Source organism: Clostridium sp. Marseille-P3244 (assembly GCF_900120155.1).
Lineage (GTDB): Bacteria > Bacillota > Clostridia > Lachnospirales > Lachnospiraceae > Mediterraneibacter.
The window spans coordinates 202,643-216,871 of sequence record NZ_LT635549.1 but is presented as its reverse complement, the minus strand read 5'-3'; the positions used below and the strand labels follow the sequence as shown (position 1 = coordinate 216,871).

At 50.0% G+C, this 14,229-nt stretch carries 11 protein-coding genes and 1 other annotated feature; of the genes, 10 read left to right on the top strand and 1 reads right to left on the bottom strand.

The window, feature by feature from the left end; genetic code table 11:
- Positions 1–212 precede the first annotated feature (212 nt).
- The 3 genes from BQ7367_RS02815 to cysK all read left to right on the top strand — a co-directional run bounded on the left by BQ7367_RS02815 (position 213) and on the right by cysK (position 4,480).
- On the top strand, positions 213–1,544 hold the full coding sequence (locus BQ7367_RS02815; RefSeq protein WP_072524119.1) for an MATE family efflux transporter: 1,332 nt from the start codon (positions 213–215) through the stop codon (positions 1,542–1,544).
- A 138-nt stretch (positions 1,545–1,682) separates the two neighbouring features.
- Positions 1,683–1,893 (top strand) — a binding site (T-box leader).
- 71 nt (positions 1,894–1,964) lie between these two features.
- Positions 1,965–3,407 carry a proline--tRNA ligase gene (proS, locus tag BQ7367_RS02810; protein WP_072524118.1) on the top strand — a complete coding sequence of 481 codons (1,443 nt, stop codon included), beginning with the start codon at positions 1,965–1,967 and terminating at the stop codon, positions 3,405–3,407.
- Between the two features lie 143 nt (positions 3,408–3,550).
- Positions 3,551–4,480, top strand: coding sequence for a cysteine synthase A (gene cysK / locus BQ7367_RS02805; protein WP_072524117.1), 930 nt, complete (start codon positions 3,551–3,553; stop codon positions 4,478–4,480).
- 110 nt (positions 4,481–4,590) lie between these two features.
- On the opposite strand, the gene BQ7367_RS02800 is transcribed toward cysK, so the two are convergent.
- A complete protein-coding gene (locus BQ7367_RS02800) occupies positions 4,591–5,766 on the bottom strand; it encodes an iron-containing alcohol dehydrogenase (protein ID WP_072524116.1) in 1,176 nt (391 codons plus the stop codon).
- A gap of 306 nt (positions 5,767–6,072) precedes the next feature.
- Here BQ7367_RS02800 and BQ7367_RS02795 point away from each other — a divergent pair, with 306 nt between their 5' ends.
- The 7 genes from BQ7367_RS02795 (at position 6,073) to BQ7367_RS02765 (ending at position 14,200) form a co-directional block, all read left to right on the top strand.
- Positions 6,073–7,287: an ROK family protein gene (locus BQ7367_RS02795; RefSeq protein ID WP_072524115.1), complete on the top strand. Its 1,215-nt coding sequence runs from the start codon at positions 6,073–6,075 to the stop codon at positions 7,285–7,287.
- A gap of 308 nt (positions 7,288–7,595) precedes the next feature.
- Positions 7,596–8,882, top strand: coding sequence for an L-cysteine desulfidase family protein (locus tag BQ7367_RS02790; protein ID WP_072524114.1), 1,287 nt, complete (start codon positions 7,596–7,598; stop codon positions 8,880–8,882).
- Between the two features lie 63 nt (positions 8,883–8,945).
- Positions 8,946–10,025, top strand: a complete 1,080-nt coding sequence (locus BQ7367_RS02785; protein ID WP_072524113.1) for a Gfo/Idh/MocA family protein — start codon at positions 8,946–8,948, stop codon at positions 10,023–10,025.
- 26 nt (positions 10,026–10,051) lie between these two features.
- Complete coding sequence (locus tag BQ7367_RS02780; protein WP_072524112.1) at positions 10,052–10,339, top strand: hypothetical protein; 288 nt, start codon at positions 10,052–10,054, stop codon at positions 10,337–10,339.
- Complete coding sequence (locus BQ7367_RS02775; protein WP_072524111.1) at positions 10,336–11,517, top strand: phage major tropism determinant; 1,182 nt, start codon at positions 10,336–10,338, stop codon at positions 11,515–11,517. The genes BQ7367_RS02780 and BQ7367_RS02775 overlap by 4 nt, the downstream gene beginning before the upstream one ends.
- A gap of 73 nt (positions 11,518–11,590) precedes the next feature.
- Positions 11,591–13,168: an ABC transporter substrate-binding protein gene (locus BQ7367_RS02770; protein ID WP_235837607.1), complete on the top strand. Its 1,578-nt coding sequence runs from the start codon at positions 11,591–11,593 to the stop codon at positions 13,166–13,168.
- A gap of 102 nt (positions 13,169–13,270) precedes the next feature.
- A complete protein-coding gene (locus tag BQ7367_RS02765; protein WP_072524109.1) occupies positions 13,271–14,200 on the top strand; it encodes an ABC transporter permease in 930 nt (309 codons plus the stop codon).
- The last annotated feature ends 29 nt before the right edge of the window (positions 14,201–14,229 follow it).

The window sequence follows — 14,229 nt, the reverse complement described above, 5'->3', positions numbered from 1 at the left end:
GGTCATAAAATATGGTTTCCCTTGACAGAGCCAAGTTCTGTGACTTATAATGCCTTTGGAAAATTTTGTGTGGATTTTTCCTGATTTTATCGTGTTTTCGCCACTCAGCAATGGTACATGCGGCTGAGTGGCTGTTTTATTGTCCGGGAGATACTCTGGACTGTTTGCGCTGCTTTGCCGGTGTTCCCGGTAAAAGATGGAGGTAACGGAAGATGAACGAGAGTTTTATGAAAGAAAGGCCGGTGCTGCCGCTGATCCTGTCGATGTCGATCCCGATGGTGGTCTCAATGCTGGTCAATTCCCTGTATAATATCGTGGACAGTTTTTTCGTCGCCCAGATCAGCGAGGATGCCATGACGGCTCTGTCCCTGGTCTATCCCATCCAGAATTTTATCAACGCTGTGGGGATCGGATTCGGCATCGGGATCAATGCGGTGATCGCTTTTTATCTGGGAGCGGGAGAAAAGGAAAAGGCAGATATGGCAGCGACCCAGGGCATGGTGTTTACCATCGTTCATGGCGTGGTGCTAACGGTCGGAAGCATTGCCGTTATGCCTGTGTTTTTAAGAATGTTTACATCATCTGAGACGGTGATCGGCCTTGGGCTGCGCTACTCTACAGTGGCGTTCTGCTTTACGCTGGCTGTGGTTACGGGAGTGGCATTCGAGAAGATCTTTCAGGCGGAGGGCCGGATGAAGGTTTCCATGATCAGCATGATGTGCGGATGCGTCGCGAATATCATCCTGGATCCCGTGCTTATTTTCGGGCTGGGACCGTTCCCGGAGATGGGGATCGAAGGGGCGGCTCTGGCGACCGGGCTGGGACAGACACTTTCTCTGGTGATTTATCTGGTCATCTATTTTGTGCGTCCGCTCCGGGTGCGGATCGACAGACGGTATCTCGTTCCGGAGAGATCCATGACGGGAAGGCTCTATTCCATCGGGATCCCGGCTACGTTGAACCTGGCCCTCCCATCAGTCATGATTTCCGCGCTGAACGCGATTCTGGCCGGGTACTCGCAGGTCTATATTTTAGTGCTGGGGATCTACTATAAACTGCAGACCTTTTTGTATCTTCCGGCGAATGGATTCGTTCAGGGAATGCGCCCGCTGGTGGGTTATAATTACGGGGCGGGAGAGCACCGGAGAGTGGATCAGATCTATAAGATCGTACTGGCCATGAGCGGCCTGATCATGCTGTTCGGAACACTGATCTGCCTGCTGATCCCCGGGCAGCTGATGGGTCTGTTTACGCACACGCCGGAGACGATCCATGCAGGGACAACTGCTCTGCGGATCATCAGCACGGGATTTCTTGTGTCGGCGGTCTCCGTGACTTCGTCAGGCGCGCTGGAAGGTCTGGGGAAAGGCACTCCGTCTTTGATCATTTCCCTGTGCCGGTATATTGTTGTCATTATCCCGGCCGCTTTTCTGCTGAGCAGGATCTTCGGTCCGGAGGGAGTCTGGAATGCGTTCTGGGTTACAGAGATCATTTCGGCAGTTATCGCGTTTTTTGTTTATCGGAAGTCCGTCAGGATAGAGTAGGAATGGATCAAATCACCATAGGAACACCAAAAGATTACCGAGGGAACCCGTCCGTGGGTTGACATGGAAGGATTTTTCATTTAGAATCACAGGTAGCGTCAGTATTTGCAGGAAGGATACATTTTCTGACTCTGCAGGCGCGCGGCAATGAACGGGATTAGTATATATGTGAAATGCCCCAGAGAGGAGGCGGCTGGTGAGAGCCTCCGCAGGAGCATATAGAACCGGCCCGGGAGCATCCGTATGAAAGTGCGGCGTATGTCTGCGTTAAAGACAGATGAGTGAACAGTCTGCGCATAGAACGCAGAGGTTAATTAGGGTGGTACCGCCGGGATATCCGGTCCCTTGTTTCAGGGACGGAAGATGTCCCGGCGTTTTGTTTTTCAAGTGTTAAAACTGCATTTTAAAGGAGAAGAGGAAATGGCAAAGGAAAAGAAGCTGGTACAGTCGATTACTTCCAGGGATGAAGATTTCGCTCAGTGGTATACGGACGTGGTACGTGAGGCGAAGCTGTGTGATTATTCAGGGGTCAAGGGATGTCTGAATTATCTTCCCAATGGTTATGCGATCTGGGAGAATATCCAGACGGATCTGGATGCGCGGTTCAAGGAAACAGGTGTGGAGAATGTCTATCTTCCGGTGCTGATCCCGGAGAGCTTGCTCCAGAAAGAGAAAGATCATATCGAGGGATTCGCGCCTGAGGTGGCGTGGGTGACGCATGGAGGAATGGAGCCTCTGCAGGAGCGTTTCTGTATCCGCCCTACATCAGAGACGCTGTTCTGTGATGTGTGGAGCAAGACGGTCCAGTCCTACCGGGATCTGCCGAAAGTGTGGAATCAGTGGTGTTCGGTTCTCAGATGGGAGAAGACGACAAGGCCGTTCCTGCGTTCCAGAGAGTTTTTATGGCAGGAAGGACATACGATCCATGCTACTTATGAAGAGGCGGAAGAGCGTACGAAGCTGATGTGGAAGGTCTACAAGGATTTTGTGGAAGAAGATCTGGCAATTCCGGTGATCGCGGGACGCAAGACGGACAGCGAGAAATTTGCGGGCGCGCAGGATACGTATACGATCGAGGCGCTGATGCATGACGGCCAGGCGCTGCAGTCCGCTACAAGCCATTTCTTCGGGAACTCGTTCCCGGATGCTTTCAATATCAAGTATGCGGATAAGAATAACGAACTGCACAGTGTTTACGAGACTTCCTGGGGGCTTTCAACGAGGATCATCGGAGCCATCATTATGGTTCATGGCGATGACAGCGGCCTGGTGCTTCCGCCCAGGATCGCGCCGGTGCAGGTGAGGGTCATTCCTATCGCGCAGCATAAAGAGGGTGTGCTGGATAAGGCGAACGAGCTGCTGGCCGCTCTGAAGGCAGCAGGATACCGGGCGAAGATCGATGATTCTGAGAAGAGCCCGGGATGGAAGTTCAGCGAGCAGGAGATGCTGGGAATCCCGGCGCGTATCGAGATCGGGCCCAAGGATATTGAGAACGGGCAGGTCGTAGTCGTGCGCAGGGATACGAGAGAGAAGATCGTTGTTGCGATCGATGAGATCGGAGAAAAACTGGGCGAGATCCTGGAGATGATCCAGAAAGACCTTTATGTGAAGGCAAAGGCATTTCTCGACAGCCATATCAGCACAGCGGTGACAATGGATGAGATGAAGGATGCCGTTCAGAATAAGAAAGGCTTCGTCAAGGCTATGTGGTGCGGCGAAGAAGAGTGTGAGGATGAGGTCAAAGCACAGACAGGCGGGGTGACGTCCAGATGTATTCCGCTGGAAGAGGAGCACCTGTCGGATGTATGCGTCTGCTGCGGAAAGCCGGCGAAGCACATGGTATACTGGGGAAGATCATACTAAATATTAGAATATTCTGATAATAGTAAGAAAAGGGGTCAGGCCCCTTTTCTTCAAATTGTCTGAAAAATCAGTTGAGGGAACCCGACTAGAGTAATATAATAATATAATTAGTGAGAATATTTGCGGAAAGGTAAGGGACAGACGTGATTTATAATAACATACTTGAAGCGATGGGAAATACGCCTCTGATCCGCCTTGGCCGGATGGCGGAGAAGGGGAGCGCGCAGATCCTTGTGAAATTTGAAGGGCTGAATGTAGGCGGGTCCATTAAGACAAGGACTGCGTATAATATGATACGGGATGCGGAAGAGAGAGGACTGATCAAAGAGGATACGATCATCGTAGAACCGACCAGCGGCAATCAGGGGATCGGACTGGCGCTGGTAGGAGCGGTGCGGGGATATCAGACAAAGATCATCATGCCCGATTCTGTCAGCGAGGAGCGGAGAAAACTGGTGTGCCATTACGGAGCGGAGGTGATCTTGGTCCATGACGCGGGAGATATCGGCGCCTGTATAGAGGAGTGTCTGGCGATCGCCCTTAAGATGGCAGAGGACGATCCCCGGGTGTTTGTGCCTCAGCAGTTTGAAAACCCGGCCAATCCGGAGGTCCACAGGAACCAGACGGCGATCGAGATCCTGGAGCAGGTGGATTGCAGGATCGACGGGTTTTGTTCCGGGATCGGGACCGGCGGAACCATTACCGGTATCGGGGAAGTGCTCCGGGAGAAGAACCCGGATATGGAGATCTGGGCAGTGGAGCCGGAACATGCGGCAATCCTCTCCGGAGGATCCATTGGAACCCATCTTCAGATGGGGATCGGAGATGGGGTGATCCCGGCGATCCTGAACAGAAATATTTACGATGATATCTGTATCGTGACCGATGAGGAAGCCATTCGGATCTCTCAGGAGCTGGCTTCCAAAGAAGGGATCATGTGCGGGATTTCATCCGGCACCAATGTGGCGGCTGCGCTGAAGCTGGCAAGAAAACTCGGCGAGGGAAAGACCGTGGTTACAGTTCTTCCGGATACTGCTGAGCGTTATTTCTCCACGCCGCTGTTCGAAGAGTAAAGGCGGAATATGTAAAAAGTCGAAATATTCAGAAAATGCCGGAAAAAGGGGACAGGTACCTTTTAAAAAGTGCCTGTCCCCTTTTATCGCCGTTTTCTGAATATTCGGAATTATTTTGCAGCAGTAAGTATTGCGGCCACGTCTTTTGAATGTAAGGGGAGGAAATGTCCCACGGTATGGGTATCTCCGTCGCAGCAGTGATCAGCGAGTTCTGCGATCTGCTGATCGGTCGGCTCACAGCCGAGCTCCCGAAGGTTGACGGGCATCTGGATCTCCCGGAAATAATCTTCCAGAGCTTCGATGCCTTTCAGGGCGGTCTGTTCTTCTGTCAGGCCGCCGTGATCGATTCCCATTATGTTTGCCGCAAAACGGGCAAAGCGTGACGGCTGGACTTTCATGACATATCTCGCCCAGCTTCCCCATATAGCGGCAAGGCCGGCTCCATGGGCTACATCAAACATTCCGCCCAGCTCATGTTCGATCATATGAGGGCCCCAGTCACCTTCTGAACCGCAACCGGTGAGGCCGTTATGGGACAGGCTTCCTGCCCACATGATATTGGCCCGGGCCTCGTAATCGGAAGGATATTTCATGGCGATTTTGCTGTAATGCATGACCTGGCGGACCAGTGCTTCTGCCAGAGAATCGGTGAGCTCCATGCTGTCAGTGGAGAAATATCTCTCCAGGGTGTGCATGATGATATCGACGCATCCGCTGGCGGTCTGATAAGCTGGGAGCGTGTACGTGTATTCGGGATTCATAATGGCGAACCTGCAGTGGCAATAGTCGCTGTCAAAGGAACGCTTCAGCAAATTTTGATCGTTTGTGATAACAGAGCCGTTGCTCATCTCGCTGCCTGCGGCGGCGATGGTCAGAACGGCGCCGATAGGCGCGCATCCGCGGCATTCTGCTTTCCCGGTATACAGATCCCAGACATCTCCGTCATACTTCAGGCCGGATCCGATGGCTTTGCAGGAATCAATCACACTTCCGCCGCCTACAGCCAGAAGAAAGTCAACACCGGACTTTCTGGCCAGCTCAATACCTTCATATACTTTTGAAAGCCGGGGATTTGGTTTTACTCCTCCCAGCAACACATACTGGATCCCCGATGAGGACAGGAGGGAACAGATATGATCCAGAAGACCGGATTTTTTCGCGCTGTTTCCGCCATAATGAATCAGGACCATATGAGCGTCTTCCGTCTTTAATAAATGGATAAGCTGAGCGTCAGCCTGTCTGCCGAACACAACCTTTGTAGGTGCATGATAAGTAAAATTCTGCATAAGAAACTCCTTTATAATGATTTAGTGTTTTAAAGAAATAGAGATAACAAAACTTAAGAAAGATAAATAAGTTAATATGTTTATTTTATAAGCTATATATAAAATTGTCAATAATATTAAAATATAAAATGTGAAAATTTTATTATATATATTGAATTGTCTGTATTGTCAAGAATATAGAAGTGTGTTAAAATATGGCAGATAAAGATACTAACTTAACGATGATAATTAAGTTGAACTATGTTATAGTATAGGTGTATTTATCAAATATGGAATAATATGGAAAGGGTAAAGGATTGATCGATTATGCAGCGTACAAATTTAATCAGAGCGCGCAATAAAAGTGAAGTAATGGAGATCATGCGCAAGAATAAGTCTGTTTACCGGGCGGAACTGGCCAGGCAAACAGGACTTAGCATGCCTACGATCATGAAGATCACGGATGAGTTTGTGCGCAGCGGGCTTGTGACCGATGTGGGGAAAGGAGTGTCCAGCGGAGGAAAACCGCCGATGATACTGGAGCTTATCCCGGACGCCCGGTTGTTCGTGGGTATGGATATCAGTGGCGCGATGTTCAAATGTATCATTATGGATCTAAGAGGAGGAATTGTGTACCGCCGGGTCCGCAAGAAGAGTGAGCTTGATACGAAAGAGGATATTATCGGGTCCATTATAGAATTTATCGAAGAGACGATCACGGAATCCGGAATAGACAGGAAGAAACTGAGTGGTATCGGGATCGGCGTGCCGGGGCTTGTGGAGACTCAGGAGGGGAGAGTGATCACCTCGATCGACTATAGCTGGAAGGACATGGATCTGAGGACTCCTCTGCAGGAACATTTTGGAATGAAGATTTATGTAGAAAATTCTTCAAAAGTAATGGCCATCGGCGAAAAATGGTTCGGAAACGGGGATGACAGTGATAATTTCGCCCTTGTTACAGTGGGAAGGGGGATTGGAGCGGCTCTTATTATAAACGGAGAGATTTATAAAGGGCATTATAATATGAGCGGTGAAGTCGGGCATATGGTCATAGATCCCAACGGACCGTTGTGTAAATGCGGGAAGAGAGGCTGTTTGGAGACGCTGGCGTCGGGGAATGCCATCGCCAATCAGGCACGGCAGGTTGTAAGTTCCGGGCAGCCGTCGATTATGCTGGATCTGGTGGGCGGAGAAAAGGCGAAGATTGATTCGGATATTGTGTTTGAGGCGGCTTCGAGAGGGGATCTCCTGGCCCGCAAAATAGTGGACAGCGCAATTGACAGTCTGGCCATTGGCCTTGAGAATCTGATCTGTCTGTTTGACTGTGAGCTCATCGTACTCACCGGATATGTGGTAAAGGACAATGAATATCTGGTAGAGAGGGTGAAAAGCCAGATCAATGAAACCCGAAGTCTGTACTACGGAAAAATGCCGGTGGAAGTAAAACTTTCCACGATGGGGGAAGAAGCGTCTGTTGTAGGTGCGGCCACTCTTCCTCTGAGGCAGCTGGTCAACAGTGGAGATCTGGCTGCAAACTGAAAGGGGATCTGAATCATATATTGTGCTGAGAATGAGACGGTCAGAAAGGCCGCCGCATAAGTGGTTGAGAAATCACAGACGCGGCGGCCTTTCTTTTTTTGACCATTTTGCCATTTTCGCCGTTTTGAAAATGCTCAGGCAGGTGAAATAGAAATAATATTAACAAAGATTAATGAAAATTCGACAAAATAATAAAATTTAATTGACATAATAGCAATTTTATAGTAATATTCATAGTAACTTAAGAAAGATAACAAAGTTTATGCTGTAAAAAGTATTGCAAAAAAAGTGATCTAAGATCAGTAAAAATGGAGACGAATATGCTTGATCAGGAAAAAATGAATGCGTATATCGCTATTTTGCGAGAAGAGCTGCTGCTGGCAACAGGCTGTACAGAGCCGGTGGCAATTGCGTATGCGGCGGCCAGGCTGCGGGATCTTCTCGGAGCAGTGCCGGAACGTGTTAAGGCAGAAGTGAGCGGCAATATATTGAAAAATGTAAAAAGTGTGGTGGTACCGAATACCGGGGGCCTAAGAGGCATCAATGCGGCTGTGGCCGCGGGAGTGATCGCCGGGGATGCGGGAAAAGTCCTGCAGGTGATCTCGTCGATCCCGGAAGAAATGCACGGAACAATCAAAAGTTATACGGATGAAATACCCATAGATGTCAGCTGTATGGAAACGCCCCATTTGCTGGATATTCGCCTGACGGGTCAGGCGGGGGAGAAGGAAGCGGTGGTGCGAATCGCGGACCGGCATTCGAATATTGTCTATGAGGAGAAGAACGGGCAGATCCTGCTGGATCGTCCGCCGGAGATTTCAGAAGAGGACAGCATCTGTGACAGGAGTCTGCTCAATGTGAAGGACATCCTTGAATTTGCGGATAAGGTCGATATCGGACTGATAAGTTCTATGCTGGATGATCAGATCAGGTTCAATTCCGCCATTGCGGAAGAAGGCTTGAAGTCTGACTGGGGGGCAAATATAGGGAGCGTACTGCTCGCCGACTTTGGAGGTGATATCAAAAACGAAGCGAAAGCATATGCTGCGGCAGGATCAGATGCCCGGATGGGCGGGTGTGAGCTGCCTGTCGTAATACTGTCGGGAAGCGGGAATCAGGGAATTACGGCATCTGTCCCGGTGATACGCTACGCCAGACATATCGGAGCAGAAAAAGAACAGTTGTACAGAGCGCTCTTGGTTTCAGATCTGGTGACGATACATCAGAAGACAGGGATCGGAAGACTTTCCGCGTACTGTGGAGCGGTAAGCGCAGGGTGCGGAGCCGGAGCCGGGATCGCGTATCTTTTCGGAGGGGACTATGAGGTGGTCGCCCACACGATTGTAAATGCGCTGGCGATTATATCAGGCACCATCTGCGACGGGGCAAAGCCATCGTGCGCCGCCAAGATAGCGGCTTCTGTCGAGGCGGGGATTGTGGGATATCACATGTATATGCATGAGCAGCAGTTCCGCGGAGGAGATGGGATCGTGGCAAAAGGCGTGGAAAATACCATTGTGAATATCGGACGTCTTGCCTCCCAGGGCATGTATCAGACGGACAGAACGATATTGAACATTATGACAGGACGATAGCTGCTAGCGGCAGTTGGATCATGCAGAAAAACAATTATTTTATAGAAAGGTCAGGAGATAGAAATGAGCAAGAAGAAAATCAGAATGGGCATCATTGGAACAGGGATGATCTTTAATCGGCATTATAACGGGATTAAGGGGAGTCCTGACGCGGAACTTACGGCGATCTGTGACGCCAATGAAAAAGCTCTGCGTAAAAAGGCACAGGAGCTGGATATTCCGGAAAGCCACACGTTTACAGATTTTAAGGAAATGTTTGACAGTGGACTGATCGACGCGGTCAGCATCTGTACGCCTAACAATACCCATGTCATGATCGCGATGGAAGCTCTGAAAAGGAATATTCCATTTGCGATGGAAAAACCGGTGGGAGTCAATGATGATGAAGTGCTGAAATTATATGAAGCGGTCACAGAAAAGGGGCTGAAAAATATGGTCTGCTTTACTTACCGGTTCAAGAAGGCTGCCAGATTTGCGAAACATATCGTTGAAAGCGGAGCGATCGGTGAGATTTATCATGTTTATACAGAGTACATCCAGGATTATGATCTCAGACCTTATTCTCTTCCTACGTTCTGGCGCTTCCAGAAAGATGTGGCCGGCGGCGGAGTCGTCTATGACCTGGGGTGTCATGTGATGGACCTTGTGACATTTATTACAGGCTTAAAGTATGAGAGCCTTTGCGCTACGACAGAAAATGTGATCAAGACCCGTCCGGATCCGGAGACAAATGAAGAGAGGGAAGTGACGACAGACGATTTCTGTCATATGCTGACAAAATTCACATCCGGAGCGTCCGGTGTCTTCTCCATCAGCAAATGCTGCGCGGGAAGAAAGAATTACCAGAGAATACAGATTTACGGAAGCAAAGGTGCCATCATCTATACGCTCAGTGACAAAAATCTTGAGGACATGATCGAAGTCTGTATCGGGAAGCCGTACACGGACAGCTATAACTTTACGAAACTGGATATCCCGGCTGAGTATTGTACAGAACAGATGCAGTCCTTCTTTGATATTCTCAATGACTGCGGCGATGGTATGGCGGCTGATCTGGAAGACGGTCTTGTTGCACAGCGGCTGATTACAAAGGTCATGGAATCCTCAGAGAAACAAAACTGGGTCAGCGTAGCAGAGAAGTAAGGGTTTGGATCGGGAGAGCAGAAAAGATGATTTTTCAGGAAAATTTACGCACGAAGCAGGATTATCTCAATGCGGCTGCATATGCGAAACAGAGCGGGGAGGGAAAAACGGCCCTGACTGCGCGGCTTTGCCGTATGAAGACCAGCGTCACCAGGATGGATCTGAAAGAGTCCAGCCGCGCGATGCGGGCGGACAGACAGCACCAGAAGGATTATATACCGGTGCCGGATCCCTGCTGTGAGATGAGAAGACTGGGATTTACAGAGGAAGAGATCGACGAACTGATAGGAGGGCTTCAGCAGTGTTCAGAATGATCAGTGGACAAAAATGGACTGAAAATATACCGGGCGGAGACTTCTGCCTGAGGGAAGATCACTTTATCGAAAAGGTGCTTCCATTTGCCTACACAGAAAATAAACTGAGGATCCTGCCGGGATATGCTGTTTGCCTGTCTGTCGAAGGAAAGCGGATCTGGATGATCAATACAGAAGAGATTGTGCTTGATCCTGTTACGGCGCTGGATGAAGGGGATGCATTTATTCCGGGAGAAGACTACACCATATATCTGTGTCTGTCCGGATCCGAAGCAGAGATCCGGGTTTCCAGGAACGCTACATGGCCCGTTGGCACGGAACTGGGAAGGTCAGTGGCGATCGGAGGATTTCATTACGGCACGATCCGGAAAGTCAGCGATGACGGATTGTGGGTTCCGGTGGATTCCAATGGGAATAAATTCGGAAATACCGGCATTCGCTGGCAGGACAATGTAACCATTGGGATTATCCCCAATTCTGTATGGGATCACAGGAACCGTCCCCGGACTCTGTTTGGAGGGCTGGTGAAGGTGGGAACTATATGGGTTTCCATCTATCAGGCGAGCAAGAGAAGTGATTTTACATTTATGGAAGGCGACAATCTGGTCCATGTGGCCGAAGGCGCGTTGCAGAGCCGGTACGGCCAGCTTCCCGTAAGCGGCATCGACGGGCTGTGCCAGTATAATTTTGCCGAGCTGGCGGCCCGGGATGGAATGCGGCTTCTGAAGTATACGGAATGGCTGGCGGCGGCCTACGGTGCTCCCCAGGGAGAAGACGACTCCAACACATATGGCTGGTGCCATGTGGAGAATAAAGTCAGGGCCAGGACCGGATGCAGTGTTGATCTTAAAACAGGCGTGTATGACGCGGAGAACGGTGAAAAACCTTACGCGGTCAGCGCCAGGAACGTGGTGGACACGACCGGAAATGTATGGGAATGGCTTTCTGAGTATACCAACCGGCATGACGCGGGGGAGGGAGTCTGGAAATATTACGATCAACTGGGCCCGGGAATGGGGCAGATCTATGGCTGGAAGGCGGACAGTTTCTCTGCCCTTGCGGCGGGAGGCCACTGGCACAGAGGAGCGTGCTGCGGCCCGAGAGCGGTCAATCCGGATGACCAGCCCTGGAAGGTAAATGTACATATCGGGACGCGTCTCGCCTGCGACGCAATGTAGAAATTAATTATTATCCCGGCCAGATAATAATTAAAAATAAAAAAATACAAAGGAGGATAATGTATTGAGAAAAATGAAAAAAAGGCTGGTCTGTACAGTAATGGTGATGATCATGGTCATCGGGATGATGCTGAGTACTGCAGGATGCGGCGGCGGATCATCAGACACCACGACGGACAGCGGACAGACGGAAAAAACGGAACTTGTAGTCGTGACATCGACAGAACCTGTGTACTACAACAACTTATGTGACGGTATGACAAACCTTCCGGACACTCTTGTTTACAGCCAGATCTATGACCCGCTCTTTTACAAAGACTGGGAGGATGGCGGCAAGGTGAAAGGCTATCTTGCAGAAAGCTATGAGATGAGTGAAGACGGACTGCAGATCGCGGTGAAGCTAAGAGATAATGTTTACTTCCACAATGGCGCCAAGCTGACTTCAGAGGATGTGAAATTTACGTTTGACGAGATGAGTACAAGACCTCTGGGGACCGCTCTTCTCATTAACTGGGACTATGTTGAGATCGTAGACGATCTGAACCTGATCTTCCACCTGAAAGCGCCGTATGGAGCGATCATGAACGCGCTGTGCAGCCGTGTGAATTATATTTCCTGTAAGTCATACTGGGAAGAAGTGGGCGGATTTGAAGGGTATAACGCGGCTCCTATCGGAACCGGACCTTACAAATTTGTCAGCGCGGTATCCGGCAGCGAGGTGGTTATGGAGCGAAACGATGATTACTGGAACGGAACAGCTGCGTTTGAGAGATGCGTTGTCAGGACCGTATCTGACAACAACACAGCCGTGCTGGCTGTAGAGAACGGGGATGCTGACGTGGCTCTGAACCTGCCGCTGGACAGCCTGATCAACATTAACAATCCGGATGTGGAATGGGATTCCAATATCAGCTTTGAGTTCGGATATCTCCAGTACAATTTCCTTCCGTCCAGCTGGGCCGGGAACGACACTAACTTCCGCAAGGCGGTCCAGTACGGGATAGACAAGGAAGCTATCAATGAAGCTGTTTTCTACGGGGAGACCAATACACCGGACATCCTGGGTGATGACACATGGACGGGGCGGCCGGCAGAAGGCACCTATGAGACCTATACCTATGACCCGGAGAAAGCAAAAGAATATCTGGCAGCATCGGATTACGACGGCCAGGAATTCCGGGTGCTGACATGGGCCAGCACTAATCTGGACAAAGCAGCCCAGGTAATGCAGGCGAGCCTTCAGGAGATCGGCATTAATATGCAGGTCGTGGCTGTGGACCGGTCTTCCTTCTGGGATACTGTAAGAAGCAGCGAGGACTGGGACGCGTGTCTCCACTGTCTTGGGGCATCGTCTCTGGATATGGATGGCTACAACCATTTTATGTTCAGCATGTACTCTCAGTATTTTAACGAAAATCAGGTGCTTCCGAATGGCCAGGAGATGAATGACCTGCTGGAGGCCGGAAGAGTGGAGCCCAATGAGGAGGCGCGTGTTGAAATCTATACGCAGCTTGTCAATCTGATCAACGAAGAGGCTGTTTCCATGCCGATATATCAGGAGATCAATACGGCCCTTTACCGCAAAGACCTGCAGAATGTTTCGGCAGATCAGGCTGTTCCTGTGAACCGGTTCTTTGAATACACGTACTGATATCTATACGGATGAGTACTGTCCTGCAGGGCAGAGAGACAAGACCTGTCTGCCCTGCGGCAGTTTCTGAAGGGGAATGCTTGTTTGCCGAGGAGGTATAAGATGCTCAAATATATTATCAAAAGAATATTGCTGATCATCCCCGTTGTTATCGGGATCACTCTTTTTGTATATCTGCTGCTTGATCTGGCGCCGGGGGATCCTGTGACCATGATGCTGGGAACGGATGCCTCTCCTGAACAGATCGCGCAGCTTAGGCAGGAGCTGGGGCTGGATCAGAATGTTCTTGTACGATACTTTCACTATATGGTTTCCGCGGTACAGGGAGATTTCGGAGTGTCGTGGACCAATTCCCAGCCCGTGATCAATGAATTCCTGGAAAGATTTCCAAATACACTGGCCCTGGCCTTCAGCGCTCTGGCGATCACCATTGTATTCGGACTTTCTTTCGGGACCATCGCGGCAGTATGGCAGAATAAACCGATCGACGGCGCTACGCTGATCGCCGCGCTGCTTTTTGCAAGTATGCCGACCTTCTGGTTCGGCCTGATGCTCCAGCTGCTGTTCGCCCTGAAGCTGGGCTGGTTTCCGGCTATGGGAGTGGGCACGATAGGACACATGGTGCTGCCGGCGGTGTCACTGAGTCTTGGGACCATCGCCAATCAGATCCGTATGACAAGATCCAGTGTTCTGGATGTGATCGACATGAACTATGTAAGGACCGCAAGAGCAAAGGGGGCGGGTGAATTCCATGTTGTTTTCCGCCATGTGATCAGGAATGCTCTGATGCCGGTGGTCACGAACTGGGGACTTACATTCGCGACAGCGTTTGGAGGCACGATTATTTCAGAGACCGTTTTCTCAATTCCGGGGATTTCTTCTTTTCTGATTAATGCTGTCAAAGTGAGGGATGTGCCGGTGGTCATGGGAACCGTTATCATTGTGGCTGTGATCGTAGCGGTCATCAACCTGTTCATAGACCTTGTCTATGCAGTGATAGATCCGAGAGTAAAACTTGGATATATTTCGTAAAACGATATACAAAGGATAAGGATTGAAAG